Source organism: Hymenobacter sp. B81, assembly GCF_044628455.1.
In the GTDB taxonomy this organism is placed as follows: Bacteria; Bacteroidota; Bacteroidia; order Cytophagales; family Hymenobacteraceae; genus Solirubrum.
Genome location: NZ_JBIYZW010000003.1, coordinates 413,102 through 433,222, shown reverse-complemented (window position 1 = coordinate 433,222; position 20,121 = coordinate 413,102). Strand labels below are relative to the sequence as shown.

Annotated in this window: 17 protein-coding genes; 12 read left to right on the top strand and 5 right to left on the bottom strand. The window is 63.5% G+C overall.

Features of this window, described 5'->3' with window-relative positions:
• Positions 1 to 28: 28 nt before the first annotated feature.
• The 4 genes from ACE191_RS18665 to ACE191_RS18650 all read right to left on the bottom strand — a co-directional run bounded on the left by ACE191_RS18665 (position 29) and on the right by ACE191_RS18650 (position 4,405).
• Complete coding sequence (locus ACE191_RS18665; protein WP_400193755.1) at positions 29 to 526, bottom strand: hypothetical protein; 498 nt, start codon at positions 524 to 526, stop codon at positions 29 to 31.
• The gene (locus ACE191_RS18660) at positions 523 to 2,178 is read right to left on the bottom strand and encodes an acyl-CoA carboxylase subunit beta (protein WP_400193754.1); all 1,656 of its coding nucleotides are present in this window, start codon (positions 2,176 to 2,178) and stop codon (positions 523 to 525) included. The genes ACE191_RS18665 and ACE191_RS18660 overlap by 4 nt, the downstream gene beginning before the upstream one ends.
• 375 nt (positions 2,179 to 2,553) lie before the next feature.
• Positions 2,554 to 3,576, bottom strand: coding sequence for an MlaD family protein (locus tag ACE191_RS18655; RefSeq protein WP_400193753.1), 1,023 nt, complete (start codon positions 3,574 to 3,576; stop codon positions 2,554 to 2,556).
• An 82-nt stretch (positions 3,577 to 3,658) separates the two neighbouring features.
• Positions 3,659 to 4,405 (bottom strand): N-acetylmuramoyl-L-alanine amidase, encoded by a 747-nt coding sequence (locus tag ACE191_RS18650; RefSeq protein WP_400194117.1) that lies wholly within the window; start codon positions 4,403 to 4,405, stop codon positions 3,659 to 3,661.
• Between the two features lie 161 nt (positions 4,406 to 4,566).
• Here ACE191_RS18650 and ACE191_RS18645 point away from each other — a divergent pair, with 161 nt between their 5' ends.
• The 12 genes from ACE191_RS18645 to ACE191_RS18590 all read left to right on the top strand — a co-directional run bounded on the left by ACE191_RS18645 (position 4,567) and on the right by ACE191_RS18590 (position 19,226).
• Positions 4,567 to 7,374: a putative LPS assembly protein LptD gene (locus tag ACE191_RS18645; protein ID WP_400193752.1), complete on the top strand. Its 2,808-nt coding sequence runs from the start codon at positions 4,567 to 4,569 to the stop codon at positions 7,372 to 7,374.
• Between the two features lie 683 nt (positions 7,375 to 8,057).
• Entirely contained in the window at positions 8,058 to 8,873 is an 816-nt protein-coding gene (gene panB, locus ACE191_RS18640; RefSeq protein WP_400193751.1) for a 3-methyl-2-oxobutanoate hydroxymethyltransferase, read from the top strand.
• 153 nt (positions 8,874 to 9,026) lie between these two features.
• Positions 9,027 to 9,476, top strand: coding sequence for a hypothetical protein (locus ACE191_RS18635; RefSeq protein ID WP_400193750.1), 450 nt, complete (start codon positions 9,027 to 9,029; stop codon positions 9,474 to 9,476).
• A gap of 15 nt (positions 9,477 to 9,491) precedes the next feature.
• On the top strand, positions 9,492 to 10,967 hold the full coding sequence (gene creD, locus ACE191_RS18630) for a cell envelope integrity protein CreD (RefSeq protein WP_400193749.1): 1,476 nt from the start codon (positions 9,492 to 9,494) through the stop codon (positions 10,965 to 10,967).
• A 134-nt stretch (positions 10,968 to 11,101) separates the two neighbouring features.
• On the top strand, positions 11,102 to 11,815 hold the full coding sequence (locus ACE191_RS18625) for an RluA family pseudouridine synthase (RefSeq protein ID WP_400193748.1): 714 nt from the start codon (positions 11,102 to 11,104) through the stop codon (positions 11,813 to 11,815).
• 209 nt (positions 11,816 to 12,024) lie between these two features.
• Positions 12,025 to 12,786: an acyl-CoA desaturase gene (locus ACE191_RS18620; protein ID WP_400193747.1), complete on the top strand. Its 762-nt coding sequence runs from the start codon at positions 12,025 to 12,027 to the stop codon at positions 12,784 to 12,786.
• Between the two features lie 162 nt (positions 12,787 to 12,948).
• The gene (locus ACE191_RS18615) at positions 12,949 to 13,497 is read left to right on the top strand and encodes a 30S ribosomal protein S16 (RefSeq protein WP_400193746.1); all 549 of its coding nucleotides are present in this window, start codon (positions 12,949 to 12,951) and stop codon (positions 13,495 to 13,497) included.
• Between the two features lie 117 nt (positions 13,498 to 13,614).
• Complete coding sequence (rimM, locus tag ACE191_RS18610; protein ID WP_400193745.1) at positions 13,615 to 14,187, top strand: ribosome maturation factor RimM; 573 nt, start codon at positions 13,615 to 13,617, stop codon at positions 14,185 to 14,187.
• 45 nt (positions 14,188 to 14,232) lie between these two features.
• Entirely contained in the window at positions 14,233 to 14,976 is a 744-nt protein-coding gene (trmD, locus tag ACE191_RS18605; protein ID WP_400193744.1) for a tRNA (guanosine(37)-N1)-methyltransferase TrmD, read from the top strand.
• Positions 14,977 to 15,073: 97 nt separating this feature from the next.
• Positions 15,074 to 15,430, top strand: coding sequence for a 50S ribosomal protein L19 (gene rplS, locus ACE191_RS18600; protein ID WP_400193743.1), 357 nt, complete (start codon positions 15,074 to 15,076; stop codon positions 15,428 to 15,430).
• Positions 15,431 to 15,581: 151 nt separating this feature from the next.
• On the top strand, positions 15,582 to 18,593 hold the full coding sequence (locus tag ACE191_RS18595) for a M1 family metallopeptidase (RefSeq protein ID WP_400193742.1): 3,012 nt from the start codon (positions 15,582 to 15,584) through the stop codon (positions 18,591 to 18,593).
• Positions 18,594 to 18,596: 3 nt separating this feature from the next.
• Entirely contained in the window at positions 18,597 to 19,226 is a 630-nt protein-coding gene (locus tag ACE191_RS18590) for an inorganic diphosphatase (protein WP_400193741.1), read from the top strand.
• A 112-nt stretch (positions 19,227 to 19,338) separates the two neighbouring features.
• Here the strand turns inward: ACE191_RS18590 and ACE191_RS18585 are convergent, their stop codons facing one another.
• A complete protein-coding gene (locus ACE191_RS18585) occupies positions 19,339 to 20,043 on the bottom strand; it encodes a hypothetical protein (RefSeq protein ID WP_400193740.1) in 705 nt (234 codons plus the stop codon).
• Between the last annotated feature and the right edge of the window lie 78 nt (positions 20,044 to 20,121).

Sequence of the window (20,121 nt, the reverse complement as noted above, 5' to 3'; positions counted from 1 at the left end):
CGAAGTAGGTCAGGCAGCTTACAAAACTCTATTCAGCCGCAGAGCCTCGCATAATCTCTCCATCCGGGAATGATTCCAGAAACTGACGACCCAGCTCTTCATCCCGAAACTTTACGATAGTTGCGGAGCTATCGAAGCACACAATTTCTATTTCAGAATAAGCCAGTTGGAATGATTCGGGCTCAGTCCAAAGCTTTCGATTCCCATCAGCGTACGGGACTTCGTCTTTTGACAGTTCTGGCACGTTGCCTGGTACGCCGCAAAAAACACCCCACACTATTTGGAGGTCTTTACCGACGATAGTGTCGTACAGCGTCTTGCCGGGCACCACTATGTATGAATAGTAGTGCTCCATCTGTTCTCCCCAAACTGTCACCGCTGGCACAACGTCTTTGAGGTGCCAGCATTCCAGATTAGAAATAACCCAGTTCAACTCTTCAACTTGCAGACGAATTACCGGCAGCAGGTTGTCTACATCAGTTTGCCACCGAAACTGGGGCTCATTCTCCAGCAGAATGGTTATCACACCTGAATTACCCCCACGTTGTATTGCTTTTCAATGGGTGCGTGATTCGCCATTTCGATGCCCTGGGAGATGACGCGACGGGTTTCCAGCGGGTCAATCACGGCATCGACCCAGAGGCGGGCCGCCGCGTAGTAGGGCGAGAGTTGCTCCTCGTAGCGGGCCTTGATGCGGTCGAGCAGCTCCTTTTCGGCTTCGGGCGTGATTTGCTCGCCCTTGGCTTTGAGCGAGGCCACCTGAATCTGCAGCAGCGTGTTGGCCGCCGCCGCGCCGCTCATCACCGCCAGCTGGGCCGTGGGCCAGGCCACAATCAGGCGGGGGTCGTAGGCCTTGCCGCACATGGCGTAGTTGCCGGCCCCGTACGAGTTGCCGATGATGACCGAGAACTTGGGCACCACCGAGTTGGCCATGGCGTTGACCATTTTCGCCCCGTCCTTGATGATGCCGCCGTGCTCCGACTGCGAGCCGACCATGAAGCCCGATACGTCGTGCAGAAACACCAGCGGAATCTTCTTCTGGTTGCAGTTCATGATGAAGCGCGCCGCCTTGTCGGCCGAATCGGAGTAGATGACTCCGCCCATCTGCATGGCGCCCTTCTTGCTCTTCACGATTTTGCGCTGGTTGGCCACGATGCCCACGGCCCAGCCGTCGATACGCGCCAGCCCACAAATCAGCGTCTGGCCGTACAGGTCCTTGTAGGGCTCAAACTCCGAGTTGTCCACGAGACGATGGATAAGGTCCATCATGTCGTAGGGCTTCACGCGGTCGGAGGGCAGCAGGCCGTAGATTTCCTTTTCGTCGTGGGCCGGCGCCTGCGGGGCTTTGCGCGAGAAGCCGGCCGTGGCCTGCCCGCCCATCTTGTCGAAGATGTTGCGGATGTGGTCCAGGCACTCCTCGTCATTCTGGAACTTGTAGTCCGTTACGCCCGAAATTTCGGAGTGCGTGGTGGCCCCGCCCAGCGTCTCGTTGTCGATGCTTTCGCCGATGGCCGACTTCACCAGGTAGGAGCCCGCCAGAAACACCGAGCCGGTGCCGTCCACGATCATGGCCTCGTCGGACATAATGGGCAGGTAAGCGCCGCCGGCCACGCAGGGGCCCATGATGGCCGCCAGCTGCACAATGCCCATCGACGACATTACCGCGTTGTTGCGGAAGATGCGGCCGAAGTGCTCCTTGTCGGGGAAAATCTCGTCCTGCATGGGCAGGTACACGCCGGCCGAATCGACCAGGTAAATAATGGGCAGCTTGTTTTCGATGCTGATTTCCTGGGCCCGCAGGTTTTTCTTGGCCGTAATCGGGAACCAGGCCCCGGCCTTCACCGTCGCGTCGTTGGCCACGATGACGCACTGGCGGCCCTGCACGTGGCCGATAACCACCACCACGCCGCCGCTCGGGCAGCCGCCTTCTTCCGGGTACATGCCCTCACCGGCAAACGCGCCGATTTCGACGGTTTCCGAGCCTTTGTCGATGAGGTAGCTGATTCGCTCGCGGGCCGTGAGCTTGCCCTTGGCCTTGTGGGCCGCAATGCGCTTTTCGCCGCCGCCCAGCTCCACCTTCTTCAGGCGCTGGCGCAGCTGAAAGGAAAGCTGCTTGTTGCTGTCTTCGTTTTTGTTGAATTCGAGGTCCTGGCGGGAAGGGGCTGCGGGTTGGTTCACGGGGAAAGCGGAGGCAGTGGAAAACGGGGAAAAACCGCCGGGGCGGAAGCAGTTCAAAGGTAATTGATTTCGGGCATCAGCCTAACGAGCGTTAGGAGGCGTGAAGGCAGGTCGTTTCCTCTTGGTTTCAGGAGGAGCAGACGTTGGTTGGATCAGAACAGCTCAGCGCCTTCTGCGGAAGCTTCTGCGCCCTCTGCGGGCTAAACCTACCCGAATGCCCCAGGCATCAGCACCGACAAAACCACCCCTGCTCCGGCTAAAGCCGAAGCGTCTCCTCCTTCAAATAAGGAGAGGAGTTTGCCGTGCTTCAGCCACAAAAAAGCCCGCGCCGGGTGGCGCGGGCTTTTCATTCTGGTCAGGTAAAGCGCAGGGGCGTTAGGGCTTCACCACCGAGTCACCCGTCTGGGTAATGGTCTTGGTTTCGCGTTCCACGCTGCCGTTTTTCTTGACCTCGGTTTCGCTCTTTTTCTTCTCTTTCCCGCCCCCGCCAAACACCGAGAAGTGCACGTAGCGCTTGGGGTTGGCCTTCAGATCGATGAGCAGGGCGTTGGAGCTGGCGGCGGTGGCGTTCAGGTTGGTGTAAAGCGAGTCGTCGTTCATGAGCTTGCCCAGCGAGCCTTTGGTGCTGGTCAGCGACTGGTTGAGCGACTTCATGGCTATCTGCGCCTCGCCCACGGTGGTGTTGAGTCGGCGCACGGTGCTGGCCAGCGGCGCGGCCTTCAGCGTGTCGGTTATCAAAGCCAGGTTGTCGGCCAGGCGGTCGAACTTCTTCTCGGTGGCGTTGAGCGAGCGGGTCAGCTCGGCCATGTTGGCGGTAATCTGGTTGACGTTGCGCTGGTTCATGACCAGCAGGTTGCGCAGCGCCTCGGTCGAGCCCTGGGCGTTGAGCAGGGTCTGCTGCAGGCTGATGCGGGCTTCCTTGCTCAGAAAGCTGTTCACCTTCAGCAAAGTCGAGTCGACGGTGCCCAGCACGGGCAGGGCCTTGGCCTGAAAGGCGTCGGTGATGCTGGCCACGGTGTAGGACTTGAGCTCTTCGCCGCCCTCGAAGTTCTTGGAGTTGGGGCCGTGCTGAATGAGCACAATGGTTTTGGAGCCCAGCAACGAGCCGTTGAGGCTGGCTACGGTGGAGTCGCCCAGCACGATATCCTTGCGAATATCGAGGGAGGCCCGTACGCTGTTGCCCTTTTCGGGCTGCAGATCGAGGGCGCGCACCTGGCCCACCTGAATGCCGTTGAGCAGAATGGGCGCCGACAGCGGCAGCCCCTCCACGCTGGCATAGGTGGCGTAGTAGGTTTTATCGGACGAGAAAACGTTGCTGCCTTTCAGGAATTTAAAGCCGACGAACAAGGCCGCAAGGGCGACGATGGCCAGCAGGGCAACTTTAGCTTCTTTAGACACAGGAGCGCGGGGCAAGAGGGGTGAGAGGATACGGCGGGCGCCGGGCGCGGGCCCAAGCTAACACCCGGGCAGGCAACAGCAGCTAGTCGGCGGTGTTCATGGCCTCCAGCTCCTGCTTGTAAGTACGAAACGCCCGGTAAATGCCCGAGGCCATATACGACTGCCCCGACTTATCGTTCAGATACTGCTCCTCGGCCGGATTGGTCAGGAAACCGGCTTCGATGAGCACCGAGGGCATGGTCGACTTCCACAGCACCAGGAAGCCGGCCTGCTTGACTCCGCGCGAGTGGCGCTTCACCGAATGGCGGAACTCGTGGTCGACCTTGGCGGCCAGGCGCAGGGAGTTGTCGAGGTGGGCGCTCTGGTAAAGCGAAAACAAAATGTGGCTCTGCGGCGAGCGGGGGTCGAAGCCGTTGTAGCGGGTTTTGTAGTTGTCTTCCTGCAGAATAACGGCGTTTTCGCGCTTGGCCACGTCCAGGTTGGCGTCGGTCTTGTGCGGGCCCATGGTCCACACCTCGGTGCCGCGGGCGGCGGCGGGGCCAGCGTTGCAGTGCACCGAGATAAACACGTCGGCGTTGTGCCGGTTGGCAATGCCGGCGCGGTCGGCCAGCTCCACGAACACGTCGGTTTTGCGGGTGTACACCACCTTCACGTCGGGCAGGTGCTCCTCGATGAGGCGGCCCAGCTCCAGCACGATCTTCAGCGACACGTCGGCCTCGCGGGCCGAGCGGCCGGCGCAGCCGCGGTCCTTGCCGCCGTGGCCCGCGTCGAGCACCACCGTGCGCAGGCGGTAGCCGGCCGGCGTGTCGCGGCGCGGCGGGGTATGCAGGGAGTCGGAGGCGGGCTCCTGGGCCACGCTGGCCGCCGGGCCCGAAAACAGGGCCAGCAGGACGGCGCCAAGAAGGACAATATTCCGCACGGAGTTCGTTAGATGGGGCGCTAACCCGCTACTTTTGCACACTTAGCCACAAAATAAGCGAATAAATCTGCGTGAAGGGCGTTGCGCTATTGGGTGAAAACAGGACTGCCGGCGCCGGAACGCGCTGGCGGGGGCTGCTGCTGGGCATCGCCCTGCTGCTAAGCCTGACGGCCGCGGCTCAGCAAACTCCCGGCCAAGCCCGTCCGGCCCGGCCCGCGGCGGCCCGCCCCGATACCGCCGTGGCCGTGAGCGGCTCGCCCGATTCGCTGCGCGTGGGCGTGGGCGGCCCCAAGGGCGACATCGAAACCACCGTCAAGTACAAGGCCCAGGACTCGATTCGCTTCGACGTGCAGACCCGGGTGGCCGACCTCTACCGCGAGGCCGTCATTAACTACGGCGATATGAACCTGGAGGCGGCCCGCATCACCGTCAACTACGGCCAGAACCTGATTACGGCCGAGGGCCAGGCCGACTCCACCGGCAAGGTGCAGGGCCGTCCCTTCTTCAAGAGCGGGGCCGAGGCCTACCAGGCCGGGCGCATTGCCTACAACCTCAAAACCAAGCGCGGGCGCATCACCGACGCCATTACCCAGCAGGGCGAGGGATTCGTGCACGCCGGGGTGGTAAAGAAAAACGAGCTCAACGAAATCTTCGGCCGCAACGGGCGCTACACCACCTGCAATCTGGAGCATCCGCACTTCTTCATCAACGCCAGCAAGATGAAGGTGATACCCAAGGAAAAGGTGGTTACCGGGCCATTCAACCTCATCATCGGCGACATTCCCACGCCTCTGGGCTTTTTGTTCGGCTACTTCCCCACCCCGGGCAAGAGCCGTGCCTCGGGCCTGATCATTCCCACCTTCGGGCAGGCCATCGACCGGGGCTTCTTCCTGCGCAATGGCGGCTACTACTGGGCGGCCAACGAGTACATCGGCGTGCGCGTGACCGGCGACATCTACTCCGGCGCGGCCGATGCCTTCGGGGGCTGGAACGTGACCACCGAGCTGACCTACCGCAAGCGCTACACCTACGACGGCCGCCTGAGCTTCGACTACGCCGAGCGGCCCGGCCAGCCCCTGCTGCCCCGCGGCGCGGTGAGCCCCGACGTGGCGCCGCTGCAAACCTTTAAGCCGCGCACCTTCTGGCTGAACTGGAGCCACAACCCGGTGGCCCGCCCCGGCGGCGGCCGCTTTTCGGCCAGCGTGCAAACCGGGGCCGCGGCCTACAACCAGCAGAACTCGCTGAACGTGCGCAACTACCTCACGCCCTCGTTCAACTCGTCCATCAACTACTCCAAGCAGCTGCGCAACCTGCCCATCAACTACTCGGTGGTGCTCAACCAGACGCTCAATACCCAGACCGGCGACATCAGCGCTACGCTGCCGAGCGTGACCCTGGGCGTGGCCCGCCAGTATTTCTACGACCTGCTGGGTTTGCCCGCCCGCGGCAAGTGGTTCGAGCAGCTCTCGGTGGGCTACGACTTCACGGGGCAGAACCGGGTGTCGAACACCATTGCGGCCCGCAACCTGGAGGGTGGTTTGCCGGTGCTGGGCGGCAGCGCCACCTCGCGGCAGGTGCCGGTGCGCCTGGGCAACCTGGGCACCCTGCTGCGCAACAGCCAGACCGACCTGCAGCACAACTTCCAGATTGCGCTGGGCAACTACCCCATCCTGAAGCACCTCAACTTCACGCCCTCGGCGCGCTACAGCCAGGCCTGGTTTCTCAAGCGCCTGAACTACGAGTACCTGCCCGAGGCCCAGGCTGTGCGCGTAGATACCACCCGCGGCTTCTACGCCGTGGGCAGCTACTCGGCGGGGGCCTCGCTGCAAACCAACCTGTTCGGCACGGTGGTGCGCAAGGGCACGCGCAAGATTCAGGCCCTGCGCCACCGCCTCTCCCCCAGCATCGACTACAGCTACTCGCCCAACTACACGGCCAACGAGCGGCTGTATGAGCGCAGCCTGTTCCTGGGCGACCTCACCGACGCCACCGGCCGCCTCTACGGCAAGCGCAGCTTCTCGCGCTTTGCCGGCCTGGGTGGGGGCGTACCCACCGGCACCCGCTCCAGCCGCCTCTCGTTCGGCATCACCAACCAGGTGGAAATGAAGGTGCGCAACCAGCGCGACACCACCGGCACCGAGCCCTTCAAGAAAGTGAGTCTGCTCGACGGGCTCGACTTCCGCGGCGGCTACGACTTTGCCGCTATTGGCGACTCATTGAACTGGCAGCCCATCGACGTGAACATGCGCACCCAGGTGGCCCAGAAGCTGAATTTGAACGTGGGCGCCAGCTTCAACCTCTACCAGCGCGATACCCTGGGCCGCCCCTACGACCAGCTGCTGATCAGCCAGGCCCGGCCGCGCCTGGCCCGCCTCGAGCGCGCCAACTTCAACCTGACCTACCAGTTCGACAGCAACCAGCGCAGCAAGCGCGCCGCCGACCGCGAGCCGCGCGTGGCCCCGGCCAACAACCCCGAGCTGGGCAACCCCAACCCCGTGGACCCCTACGAGGACTACGTGGACTTCACCATTCCCTGGTCGCTGAACGCCTCGCTGAACACCAGCTTCACCAACCCCGCCCCGGTGCCCCGCGGCCAGCCGCGGCCCCGCTCGTGGTCAGTGGTGACGCTGGGCTTGCAGGGCCAGCTCAAGCTCACCGACAAGATGCGCATCGGCTACAGCACGGGCTACGACTTCACCAACCGCAACGTGTCGTTTACCAACCTCGACTTCTTCCGCGACCTGCACTGCTGGCAGATTTCGGGGCAGTGGTTTGATTTGTTCGGCGCCCGCCAGGGCTTCAACGTGACCATCGGCGCCAAGTCGTCGCTGCTGCAGGACCTGAAGCTGAACCGCAACCGCACGTTCCTGAACCGTTAAGCGGGTGACAGTTGCCAGTTGCCAGTTGCCAGTTGCCAGTTGCCAGTTGCCAGTTGCCAGTTGCCAGGGTGGTACTGGCCCGGGGGCAGGGGGTTGCGGCGGGGGCGGGTTTCACGTCGTCTCGCGGGGCATTTCCGCACTTCCGAAAGGCCGTCGCGAGTTGACGCGAGGCGCTTCCGGAATTACTGAAGCCTCTCGTGAGTTGACGCGGACCGTTTTTGCAACTGCGGAAGCCCCTCGTGAGTTGGCGCGGGGCACTTCCGCACTCCCGGAAGCCCCTCGTGAGTTGGCATGGGCCACTCCCGCAGTTGCGTAAGGCCCTCACGAGTTGACGGCGGGCACTTTTCGGACTGGTGAACCCCTTGCGGCCTGGGCGGGGGCAATATTTCCACCTGATGAGGCCCCCTGCCGCCTGGGCGGGGGCGACACTTTCAACTGCGGAAGCCTCTGCCGCCGGGGCGGGAGCCGCATTTATAACTGCGTGCACCCGGCGCGAGTAGTCGCACCGGGCTTTTGTGGTATTGTAAGAGCCTCAGGTCTGGCCGCGAACCGGGCGCCCTGCTTCGGGCAGCCCGCGGTCCGAAGAATAATCGGCAGTTTTGCGGGGGCGGCAAGGTTGTTTGCGCGCCAAGCCCCCAGACCCTAAGCCCCCAACAAAGCCCCCAACAAAGCCCCCCAAGACCATGTCGCAGCACAAGGAAATCAAGCGCGTGACCACCCACCAGCTGCAAACCATGAAGCAGCGCGGCGAGAAAATCTCCATGCTCACGGCCTACGACTACTCGATGGCCCAGATTCTGGACGGCGCCGGCGTGGACGTGTTGCTGGTGGGCGACTCGGCCTCCAACGTGATGGCCGGCCACGAAACCACGCTGCCCATCACCCTCGACCAGATGATCTACCACGCCGCCTCGGTGGTGCGGGCCGTCAAGCGCGCCTTCGTGGTGGTCGACCTGCCTTTCGGCTCGTACCAGGGCAACTCGTCGGAGGCCCTGCGCTCGGCCATCCGCATCATGAAGGAGTCGGGCGCGCACGGCATCAAGCTCGAGGGCGGCGCCGAAATCAAGGAAAGCATCATCCGCATTCTCACGGCCGGCATTCCAGTGATGGGCCACCTGGGCCTCACCCCGCAGAGCATCTACAAGTTTGGCACCTACACCGTGCGCGCCAAGGAAGAAACCGAGGCCCAGAAACTGATCGAGGACGCCAAGCTGCTGGAGGAAATCGGCTGCTTCTCGCTGGTGCTGGAAAAAATTCCCTCCACCCTGGCCAAGCAGGTGGCCGAGCAGCTTACCATCCCGGTTATCGGCATCGGCGCCGGCCCCGACGTGGACGGGCAGGTGCTGGTGGTGCACGACATGCTGGGCATTACCAAGGAATTCAAGCCCCGCTTCCTGCGTCGCTACGCCGAGCTGGGTGACCTGATGCACGACGCGGTGCAGCGCTACATTGCCGACGTGAAAAGCCGCGACTTCCCCACCGCCGACGAGGCGTACTAAGGCCTGCGCGTATTTAGCATCCGGAAACGGTCAGGCTGAGCGCAGCCTATTTACTGCTGACGCCTGATTCTATCGGGCTTCAATGTATAAGAGGCTGCGGCTGCGCTCAGGGCGCTTTGCCGGCTTGGTACCGATTAACCAATGGACAAAAGCATGCTGCTCGTTCCGGGCACGACCTACGTATTCATCGACGCGCTAAACACCGACGACTTCTGCAGCTTACCCCGTGACGAGTGGCGCAGTGAAAACCTGTTGGCCGCCAGAGCCAAAGTCTTTCCTTATTGCGATGATCCATATGCCTTATTCCAGGCCGACCACCGCGTATTTGAACTCGCCAGGATTGTGCATAGCGCCACGGCTACCCCCGACGACCTGCACGAATTCTGTTCGGACAGTGGATTAATGCTGGTTATTGAGACAGCGCAGTTCTTCGAATTCATTGGCCAGACCGATTTCGATACGCTGGCTGACCTTATCGAGGATAACGACACGCTGAGCCAATGGCCCGAACCGTTGCAGCGCTACACGGGAAAAGCTTACTTGTTTCGCACCAGCGAAATAGCTGAGCATTTTGCCGGAGGCGGCAATTTCAGGATTCAGTAGGCAGTTCCCTTTAGCATGCACCCCACTCCTCCCTCCTTCTTCGAGCGCCTGAACGCCTGGCTGCGCCAGTCCGTCACCATCAAGCTGCTCAGCCTGGCCATTCTGATGCTGCTGTTGCTGATTCCGGCCTCGATGGTGGAAAACCTCATTGCCGAGCGCGCCCAGACCCGCGACCAGGCCACCGCCGAGGTCAGCGCCAAATGGGGTGGGCCGCAGCAGCTCACCGGGCCGGTACTGGTGCTGCCCTACCGCCGCCTCGAGCGCGACGACAAGAACCGCCTGCTCGAAACCACCGCCTACGCCTGTTTCCTGCCCGACACGCTCGCCGTAACCGGCACGCTCGCCCCCGAAAAGCGCCGCCGCGGCATCTACGACGTGGTGGTGTATCGCTCGCAGCTGCAGGTGAGCGGCTCGTTCAACACCGCCTCGCTGGCCGACTGGAATCTGCCCGCCGCCGACATCCGCTGGAACGAGGCCTTCGTGGCCGTGGGGCTGAGCGACATGAAGGGTATTCGCACAGGGCTGAGTTTGCGCTGGAACGGCGCGGCCTACCCCTTCGAGCCGGGCGTGGCCTCGCCCGACGCCCTGCCCGCCGCCTCGGCGCCGCAGTTCGGCACCCTGGCCGACGAAACCCGGCAGCTGGAGCGCTATGCCTCGGCCGCGGTGAGCATCGACGTAACGCCGGCCGGCGGCGCGGCCACCGAGGCCATGAGCGCCCGCGTGCCCCTGCCCGATGCAGCCGCCCTGCAGGCCCGCCACCGCTTTTCCTTCGCGCTCGATCTTAACGGCAGCTCGGCCCTGTTTTTTGCCCCGCTGGGCCGCGAAACCCGCGTGCACCTCTCCGCCCCCTGGCCCGACCCCAGCTTCGCGGGCGCCTTTCTGCCCCGCGCCCGCACCGTATCGGCCCAGGGCTTCACGGCCGACTGGCAGGTGCTGCACCTGAACCGCAGCTACCCCCAGCGCTGGCGCACCGCCGACTACCGCCCCCAGATCGACGGCTCCACCTTCGGCACCCGCCTGATTGTGCCGGTGGACGAGTACCAGAAAAACATGCGCGCCGCCAAGTACGCCCTGCTGCCCATCACACTCACCTTCCTCATCTTTTTCTTCGTGGAAGTGCTCAACCGGCGGCGCATTCACCCCTTCCAGTACATTCTGGTGGGCCTGGCCCTGATTATTTTTTATACCCTGCTGCTGGCCTTCTCCGAACATATGGCGTTTAATGTGGCATATTTGCTGGCCGGAGCCGCCATCATCGGGCTGGTTACTGCCTATGCCGCCAGCATTTTCCGCCGGCGGCAGCTCACCCTGGTCACGGCCGGGGTGCTGGTGCTGGTTTACGGCTTCGTGTTTGTGGTGCTGCAGCTGCAGGATTACGCCCTGCTGATTGGCAGCCTCGGGTTGCTGGGGGTACTGGCCACCGTGATGCTGCTCTCGCGGCGCATCGACTGGTACGCCCCACCCGCGCCGGCCGACGATTCGGCCACTTAACCTACGTACCCCGGCGGCCTGCGCGGCCGCTTCATTCCGGGCCTCGTGCCCGGGAGCCGGCTCTCCCCTCTCCGCCCGCCCTGGCGGACGACAGACGCCGCTTCCGGCGCCGGGCTTTAAGCTTCCTACCCTCAGTGAACAGACCTGCCATCTGGTCGGAGCAGAAAGAAATTCTGTTCGAAGACAACCACCTGCTCATCGTCAACAAAACCGCCGGCACCCTGGTGCAGGCCGACGACACCGGCGACGAGCCCCTTTCCTCGAAAGCCGCCGAATACCTGCGGCTCAAGTACAAAAAGCCCGGCAACGCCTTCGTGGGCGTGTGCCACCGCATCGACCGCCCCGTAACGGGCATCGTGGTGCTGGCCAAAACCAGCAAGGCCCTGAGCCGCCTGAACGAGATGTTCCGCGACAACCACATGCACAAAACCTACTGGGCGCTGGTGGGCAAGGCGCCCGAGCCCAGCGAGGGGACCCTGGTGCACTGGCTGCTGAAGGACCCCATGCGCAACGTAACCAAGGCCTATCCGCAGAAGCACGCCCAGGGCCAGCGCGCCGAGCTGCACTACAAAACCCTGGCCCAGGCCGGCCACCGCTACCTGCTCGAAATCAACCCCATCACCGGCCGCCCGCACCAGATTCGGGTGCAGCTGGCCACCGGCCTGGGCACGCCCATTGCCGGCGACGTGAAATACGGCGCCATGGCTCCGCTGCCCGACATCAGCATTGCCCTGCACGCCCGGCGCCTGCAGTTCAAGCACCCGGTTACCAACCAGGAAATGACCATCGAGGCCCCACTACCCGACGCGCCGGTGTGGGACGTAGTGCGCGAGCTGACGCTGTCGTAGGCCGAGCCAGGAACCACTTGGCCGGTCGTTGCGGGTGGCGGCCAGCGGCCTGAGCAACTGGGAATCAGGCCGAAGCCCGCGGGGCTGATGAAAGTCAGCTTTTTAAGTGGGCGGGGCGGCCGTAGGTTTGCGGGGCGCAATGAACCAAACGTCCGCGGGCGTGTTGTTAGGCGCGTCAACCGGCTTTTCCATCTTTTCTTGTTTCACCCATGCCGATCCTGCTGTTCTTCGTCGGGCACTGGTATTTGTCGCTGTTCGTGCAGACGTTTTACCTGCACCGCTACGCCGCGCACAAGATGTACACCATGAGCCGCTTCTGGGAGCGATTCTTCTTCGGGCTGACCTACGTGGCGCAGGGCTCTTCGTACCTCTCGCCGCGGGCCTACGCGCTACTGCACCGCATGCACCACGCCTTCTCCGACACCGAGAAAGACCCCCACTCGCCCCACTACTCGTCGAACGCCTTCACGATGATGTGGAAGACCAAGAACATCTACAACTCGGTGCTCAACAACGAGTACGAGCTGGCCAAGCGCTTCGAGGGCGACTACCCCACCTGGCGCTTCGTGGAGCGCATCGGCGACCATTGGGCCTCGCGGGTGGCCTGGGGCGCGGCCTACGTGCTTTTTTACGTGGCCTTCGCTACCCAGTGGTGGATGTTCCTGCTGCTGCCCATTCACTTCCTGATGGGCCCCATTCACGGCGCCATTGTGAACTGGAGCGGCCACAAGTACGGCTACCAGAACTTCGACAACCACGACAAGTCGCGCAACTCGCTGTTTTTCGACTTTCTGACCGGCGGCGAGCTGTTTCAGAACAACCACCACAAGCTGCCTATGCGGGTGAACTTTGGGGTGAAGTGGTGGGAGCTGGACCCCACCTACCCCGTCATCTGGACCTTGGATAAAGTCGGCATCATCCGGCTCAAGAAACAGAAGTCGGCCCAGGAGCCCGAGCGCATGGCCGCCTAGCCGGCCGTTTTGTTGGTACCGAAGGCCCCGCCACCAAGCTGCGGGGCCTTTTGCTTTTATAGTAGCTGGGGCCTTCGCAAAGCCGGGGCTTTTGCCTACCTTTGCCGTCCCAAATCTTTTTTCACCCGACGCACGGGATGCGTCACCTAACCACTACGGTTTATGGCAGTTAAAATCCGCCTCGCCCGCCGCGGCCGCAAAAAGGCCGCTATGTACGACATCGTTGTTGCTGACTCGCGCGCTCCGCGTGACGGCCGCTTCATCGAGAAGATCGGTACGTACAACCCCCTGACCAACCCCGCCAGCATCAACTTCGACGCCGACAAGGCTTTCGATTGGATCATGAAGGGTGCCCAGCCCACCGATACGGTACGCGCCATGTTGTCGTACCGCGGCGTGCTGATGCGCAAGCACCTGCAGCTGGGCGTAATCAAAGGCGCCATCACGCAGGACGCCGCCGACCAGCGCTACCAGCAGTGGATCGACGAGAAGAACGCCAAGATTGAGGACAAGCGCACCAACGTAGGTGCCGCCAAGGACGAAGTGCGCAAGCAGCAGCTGGCCGCCGAAACCAAGGTACGCGAAGCCCGCGCCGAGGCCCTGCGCGCTAAGCAAGCCGCCGCTCAGGCTGCCCTGAACCCGGCTCCGGCCGCCGAAGAGGCTGCCGAGAACACCGAAGCTCCGGCCGAAACCGCCGAAGAAAACGCCTAAGCGCCGGTTTAAGAGTTAATGAGGTTAGGAGTTTGAGAGTTTTCCCTGGTGGAGGCTCTCAGACTCCTACTCTTTTTACCCGCCCGGCGCATCTTGTTTCCCTCCTTAAGCCTTTCCATGAACCTTGACGAAAGCTACGAGCTGGGCTACGTGGTGAAAACCCACGGCCTGCGCGGCCAGGTAGTGGCCGAGCTCGACGTAGACAACCCCGCCGATTACCTCGGCGTGCAGGAAGTCTACCTGGAGCGGCCCGTGGGCTCGGGCAAGCTCTACCGCTTCGGCGTGGAGCGCCTCAGCCCCCAGAACGGCACCCGGGTGCTGCTCAAGCTCCAGGGCGTCGACCGCATTGAAGACGCCGAGCTGCTGCGCGGCCTCAAGCTGTTCCGCCCCCTGGAAGCGCTGCCCGAGCTGGAAGACGACCAGTTTTACTTCCACGACGTGGTGGGCTTCGCCGTTGTCGACGCCAACCTGGGCCGGCTGGGTACCGTGGAAGCCTTCTACGAGATGCCCGAGCAGGATTTGCTGGCCATGCGCTACCAGGGCCAGGAAGTACTGATTCCGGTGGTCGACGCGCTGATTCAGCACGCCGATGAAGACGCCCGCGAGCTGCACGTAACCCTGCCCGAAGGCTTGCTGGAAGTGTACCTGACGCCGCCCTCGCGCGAGCGGGACGAGCCCGACGAAGCCTAACCCGGCTGGCTGGCCCCTGGCCGCCCGCCGCTAGCACCCTTTCTCATGCGCTTCGACATCGTTACCTGCCAGCCCGAGCTGTTGCGCAGCCCGCTGGGTTACTCCATCGTGCAGCGCGCCCAGGACAAGGGCCTGGCCGAAATACACCTGCACGACCTGCGCCAGTTTGCCATCAACAAGCACGGACAGATCGACGACTACGTGTTTGGCGGCGGGGCCGGCATGGTGCTGCGCCCCGAGCCCATTGCCGCCTGCCTCGACGGCCTTCTGGCCCAGCGCCCCTACGACGCCATCATCTACCTCACGCCCGACGGGCCCACGTTCAACCAGCGCACGGCCAACCGCCTTTCGCTGCTGCAAAACGTGATTCTGCTCTGCGGACACTACAAGGGCGTGGATGAGCGCATCCGCGAGGAGTACGTAACCGAGGAAATCAGCATCGGCGACTTCGTGCTCAGCGGCGGCGAGCTGGGCGCGGCCGTGGTAGCCGATGCCGTGGTGCGCCTGCTGCCGGGCGTGCTGGGCAACGAGGAGTCGGCATTGAGCGACTCGTTTCAGGACAACCTGCTGGCCCCGCCGGTGTACACGCGCCCGGCCGAGTGGCGGGGCCGCGCAGTACCGGCCGTGCTGCTCTCGGGCGACACTCCCCGCGTGGAGGACTGGCGGCAGGAGCAGGCGCTGGAGCGCACCCGCCAGCGCCGCCCTGATTTGCTGGCTGATTTGCCCGCTGAAGCCTTCGAGGCCCCCCGCCCCGGGCGGAGCCGCCGCAAGCCTCGCAAAAATCCTTAAGGCCTAGTGTTGTAGCTACGCCTCAATCTCGTATATTTGCGCCTCCTTACCGAACCCATGTGGGCGGCGGCGCCGTCCCTCTGAATTTTTTGCCGTCATGAGCCAACTAATCGACCTCATCAACCAGGAATCCAAAGAGCGCCGCGCTAGCTTTCCTGAATTCGCCGCCGGCGACACCATCAACGTCCACGTGAAAATCCGCGAGGGCAACAAGGAGCGCATTCAGCAGTTCCAGGGCGTGGTTATCCAGCGCCGCAACGCCAACACCAACGGCGAAACCTTCACGGTGCGGAAAGTATCGAACCAGATCGGTACCGAGCGTATTTTCCCGATCATCTCGCCCAACATCGACAAAATCGAGCTGGTGCGCCGCGGCAAAGTACGTCGCGCCCGTCTGTTCTACCTGCGCGGCCTGTCGGGCAAAGCGGCTCGCATCAAAGAAAAGCGCGCTTAAGCTGCAGAGCTACCCGCCTCAAGCCGGGCTTCCCCAAGCGGGAAGCCCGGCTTTTTTGTGCCCTGGCGCGCAACGGTACTTGCAGCAGCCTGCTCAACGGCATCGGCCCCGAAGCCGTACTTTCGCCGTGCCTTTCCTTACCCGCTCCCCTATGGCCAAGTTTCTGGTCGGCCTGCTCCTGGCCGCCCTGCCCCTCGCCGCGCTGGCCCAGACGCCCGCCGCGCCCTACTTTCAGCAGGAAGTCAACTACTCCATCGACGTGGCCCTCGACGACCGGCAGCATGTGCTCACGGGCCGCGAAGAAATCGAGTACATCAACAACTCGCCCGACGCGCTGCCCTTCATCTGGCTGCACCTCTGGCCCAATGCCTACCGCGACAACGGCACCGCTTTTGCCCGCCAGCAGCGCCAGCAGGGCAAGCGCCGCTTTGAGTTTGCCCCCGCCCAGGACCGCGGCTTCATCGACCAGCTCGACTTCAAGGTAAACGGCCAGCCGGCCCGCCTCGAGTATGACCCGCAGAACCCCGATATGGCCCGCCTGCTGCTGCCCACGCCGCTGGCACCCGGGCAGCGCGCCTCCCTCAGCACGCCGTTTCGCGTAAAGCTGCCGGCCTCGTTTTCGCGCCTGGGCCACGTCGACCAGAGCTACCAGATCAGCCAGTGGTACCCCAAGCCGGCCGTGTACGACCGCCGCGGCTGGCACCCCATGCCCTACCTCGACCAGGGCGAGTTCTATTCCGAGTTTGGCTCGTTTGACGTGCGCATCACCCTGCCCGAAAATTACGTGGTGGGCGCCACCGGCCAGCTGCAGAACCCCGACGAGCAGCAGCGCCTCGACCAGCTGGCCACCGCTACGGCCCGCAAAACCAAGGCCGAGGACTTCGGCACCGACCTGAGCTTTCCGCCCTCATCGGCCAACACCAAAACGCTGCGCTTCACCCAAAGCCAGGTGCACGACTTCGCCTGGTTTGCCGACAAGCGCTTCAACGTGCTCAAGGACACGGTTACCATTCCCGGCGCGGCGCAGCCCGTTACAACCTGGCTGCTGTTTACCAACCGCAACGCTGGCGACTGGCTTAGCCGCCGCGACGACATCAAAAAGGCCTTGCTGGGCTACTCGCAGTGGGTGGGTCCCTACCCGTACCCGGCTGCCACGGCCGTGGATGCGGCCCTGAGCGCGGGCGCGGGCATGGAATACCCCATGGTGACGGTGACCGAACCCATGGCCATCATCCACGAAGTGGGCCACAACTGGTTTTACGGCATGCTGGCGTCCAACGAGCGGGAGCAGCCCTGGCTGGATGAGGGTCTGAACAGCTACGTGGAAACCCGCGTCCAACGCGTTGACGAGCCCAACAAAAGCTTTTTGGGCGCCCTGGATGCCATGCCGCTGAAAAAGCTGGGCCTCGACGGCGTTCCGGCCGACGCCCTGGAGCACGCCGCCTGGCAGGTGGCCGCCAGTCGGGGCCTCGACCAGCCCGTGGGCAACACGGCGGCTACGCGCTACCCCAGCTACAACTACGGCGCCATCGTGTACCAGAAAACCGCCGGGTTGCTGCGCTACCTGGCCGGCTACCTGGGTCAGGAAAAGTTCGACGCGGGCATGCGCCTGTACTTCGAGCGGTGGAAGTTCCGCCACCCGGCGCCGGCCGATATGCAGGCGGCCTTCGAGGAAGCCGCGGGCCAGAAGCTGGACTGGTTTTTCGGGCCCATGCTCACCACCACCAACCGCTACAACGCCACCGTAGCCGACGTGCTGCAAACCCCTGACCAAGTGAAGGTGCTGGTGCGCAACGAGTCGAACGCGCCGTTTGCGGTACCCGTGGCTACCGTCGGTGCCCAGGGCAAGGTGCTGGAGCTGCTTTGGACGCCGGCCTTCGGCGGGCCCGAAGCTGAAGCCAACGCCTCGGAACTGCTCGACACCGACGTCACCCAGCTCAACTTCCGCCGCACGCCCGAGGTGGCCGCCGTGGTGGTCGACCCCCACTACCTTACGCCCCAGCTCAACCGCCGCGACGACCGGTACCGCCTCACCGGCGCCTTCAAGGGCCTCGAGCCGCTGAAGCTGCGCCCCTTGGCGGGGCTGGAACGCTGGGACCAGGCCAGCCTGTACTGGCTGCCGGTGCTGGGCGCCAACACCCACGACAAGCTGATGCTGGGCGCCGCGTTCTACAACAACCCGCTGGTTCCCAAAAAGCTGAGCTACCTGCTCATGCCCATGTACAGCTTCAACCGCAACGACCTGAAGGGCCTGGGCCAGCTTAAGCTGACGTCGATTTCGAACAATCGCGTGCTGCAGCGCGTGACGACCGCGCTGCTGGCCACGCGCTTCGAGCGCTACACCAAGATTGAGCCCAGCCTGACCCTGGACTTTCAGCCGGCCACGGCGGCCCGACTGCGCCAGCAGGTGCAGCTGGCCTACACCAGCATCAGCCAGCCCAGCCGCCGCGCCTTCGATGGCAGCAAGCTCGACCAGGGCTACTTCGTGCCCACGCTGCGCTACGTGCTGAGCGGGGGCGACGCCGTGCGCCGCTTCGGGGCCGACCTCGAGCTGAACGTGCTGGTGCCCGACTCGCTGGGCCTGAATTCGCAGGCCACTCAGTTGCTGCGCGCCGCCGCTACCTACGAGCAGCACTACGCGCCCAAGCGCAGCGTGCGCGTGCGGCTGTTCGGCGGGCGCTTCCTGCACCAGTTTGCCGGTTCGCCCTTCGTGCTGGGCCTCTCGGGCAGCCCCGACTACCGCCGCCAGGCTACCTTCCTCGACCGGCAGCAGATTTCCCACACCTGGACGGCCCAGCGCCACCAGACCGACGACCGCGACGGAGCCTTCAAGGCTTATCTGCCGGTGGTTAGTCAGCGCTGGCTAGCCACGCTCAACCTCGAAGCCGACCTGCCCAAAACTCCGCTCATCGTCTTTGCCGACTTCGGCGCCACCGACGCGCGCCAGCTGCTGCGCCCCGACCGCAGCCAGCGCCTGTTCTACGACGCGGGCCTGGCCTTATCGACTCTCGACGGGGCCCTGCGCCTGTACCTGCCGCTGGCCGGCTCGCAGTACGACAACGGCTTGCCCGGCAGCGGGAAGGACTTCACCCAGCGCATCCGCTTCGTGTTCAACCTGCAACAACTCAACCCGCTGCGCCTGCTCGACCAGACCTTTCAATAGCCGATGCGTTTTCGTCTGCCTTGTTCCGTAGTGGCGCACCTGACCGGGGTTGGGTGCGCCACGCTGCTGCTGGCCGGTTGCGGCACCCCGCGCTACGATGAGCTGCCCACTTACTCCGAGGAGCGCCATTTACTGCAGGTGGTGGTGGAAACGCCGGCCGGCAGCAACCACCCGCAGCGGTACTCGCTCCCTGAGCGCGCTTTCGTACCCGAGCAGCACGCCGGCACCGACCGCTTGGTGCAGTTCCTGCCCTACCCCGTCAACGCAGGCTTTATTCCTGCTACCCGCCGGCCCGGAAGCGCGTCAACCAGCTTCCGCCCCCAGTCTGCGCTGGTGCTGGCCGAAAGCCAGCCCGCCGGCACGGTACTCGAAGTGGTGCCGCTGGCCCTGTTGCTGCTCGACAACGCGGGTGAGCTGGAATCGGTGGTAGTGACGGTGCCGGCCCGCCCCAGCCAGCAGGTGCTGCCCGTGGGCTCCTGGGACGAGCTGAACCGCCAGTACCCGGCCGTGCGCGAGTTGCTGCGCCTGTGGTATCAGCACCACGCCGGGCCGGGCCGCGTGCGCGTGATGGGCTGGCGCAACGAGCAGGCTGCCGCCGAGCACATCCGTAAAGTCCGGCTGCCGCAGCCTTAGCACCTCCGCTACCCGCGCTGATTTCAGCCCTGCTGACCAAAGAAAAGGCCCCGCCGGCAAACCGGCGGGGCCTTTTCGGGTAGAACCAACGCGAGCAGGTCGCGTGGCGGCACTACTCAATTTTGTTCATGCGCTCCTTTACCGACTCCAGCTGCACGCGCATGTTCACAATGTCGGCGCGGGCGGCTTCCTGCTCTTTCAGGTTGGCGTCTACCAGGTTGTTGAGCTTCACCAGTTCGGCGGCGTTTTCGGCCAGCATCTGCTGAATCTCGGTTTTCTTCAGCTTGTTTTTCTCGATGTCCTTTTTGATGGCGTCCTGCTTGCCGATAACGGCCATGTGGTTGTTCTGCGAGTTCACCAGGGCACGCTCGGCTTCCTGTACCTGCAGGGCAATGTCTTCGCGGTACAGGCTGCGGGCAAAGTCCTTCAGGTAGTTTTCGGCCGACTTCCACTGCTGGGGCGTGGCATCCTTGCTCAGGTAGGCGTTGCCCAGGTCAATCGACCACCATACCGTGGTGCCGGTGGGAACGGCGTCTACTTTGGTAATGATGCGGATCGGGGTTTTGGAAATGGCGTCAACCAGCACACCGTCCATGCTGTACACGCCTTTGTCGACTTTAACCTTGCCGATTTTTTCGTTGATGTATTTCACCCACGAGTCTTCGACGCGCTTGCTGTCGAGCTGAATGGTGACGCGCTGACCCTTGCGGGGAATGCCTTTGATGGCCATTTCGGTCTCGTCAACGGGCGAGCGTTGGGCAAAGCCGGCGGTCGTCAGGACGAACAAAAGCAACGAGAGGAGTACGCCTGATTTCATACGATGCAAAATGAGGTGTGTAAGTAAGTGTGTGAGCGTGAAAAGCTTTCCGACTTGTTTGGGGAGGTTTTCATCAAA

Excerpts from the sequence above, each read along its gene's own strand:
- creD (WP_400193749.1), top strand. The coding sequence starts at position 9,492 with ATGCACCCCACTCCTCCCTCCTTCTTCGAGCGCCTGAACGCCTGGCTG.
- ACE191_RS18620 (WP_400193747.1), top strand. The coding sequence starts at position 12,025 with ATGCCGATCCTGCTGTTCTTCGTCGGGCACTGGTATTTGTCGCTGTTC.
- ACE191_RS18595 (WP_400193742.1), top strand. The coding sequence starts at position 15,582 with ATGGCCAAGTTTCTGGTCGGCCTGCTCCTGGCCGCCCTGCCCCTCGCC.
- ACE191_RS18590 (WP_400193741.1), top strand. The coding sequence starts at position 18,597 with ATGCGTTTTCGTCTGCCTTGTTCCGTAGTGGCGCACCTGACCGGGGTT.
- ACE191_RS18635 (WP_400193750.1), top strand. The coding sequence starts at position 9,027 with ATGCTGCTCGTTCCGGGCACGACCTACGTATTCATCGACGCGCTAAAC.
- ACE191_RS18615 (WP_400193746.1), top strand. The coding sequence starts at position 12,949 with ATGGCAGTTAAAATCCGCCTCGCCCGCCGCGGCCGCAAAAAGGCCGCT.
- ACE191_RS18585 (WP_400193740.1), bottom strand. The coding sequence starts at position 20,043 with ATGAAATCAGGCGTACTCCTCTCGTTGCTTTTGTTCGTCCTGACGACC.
- rimM (WP_400193745.1), top strand. The coding sequence starts at position 13,615 with ATGAACCTTGACGAAAGCTACGAGCTGGGCTACGTGGTGAAAACCCAC.
- rplS (WP_400193743.1), top strand. The coding sequence starts at position 15,074 with ATGAGCCAACTAATCGACCTCATCAACCAGGAATCCAAAGAGCGCCGC.
- trmD (WP_400193744.1), top strand. The coding sequence starts at position 14,233 with ATGCGCTTCGACATCGTTACCTGCCAGCCCGAGCTGTTGCGCAGCCCG.
- panB (WP_400193751.1), top strand. The coding sequence starts at position 8,058 with ATGTCGCAGCACAAGGAAATCAAGCGCGTGACCACCCACCAGCTGCAA.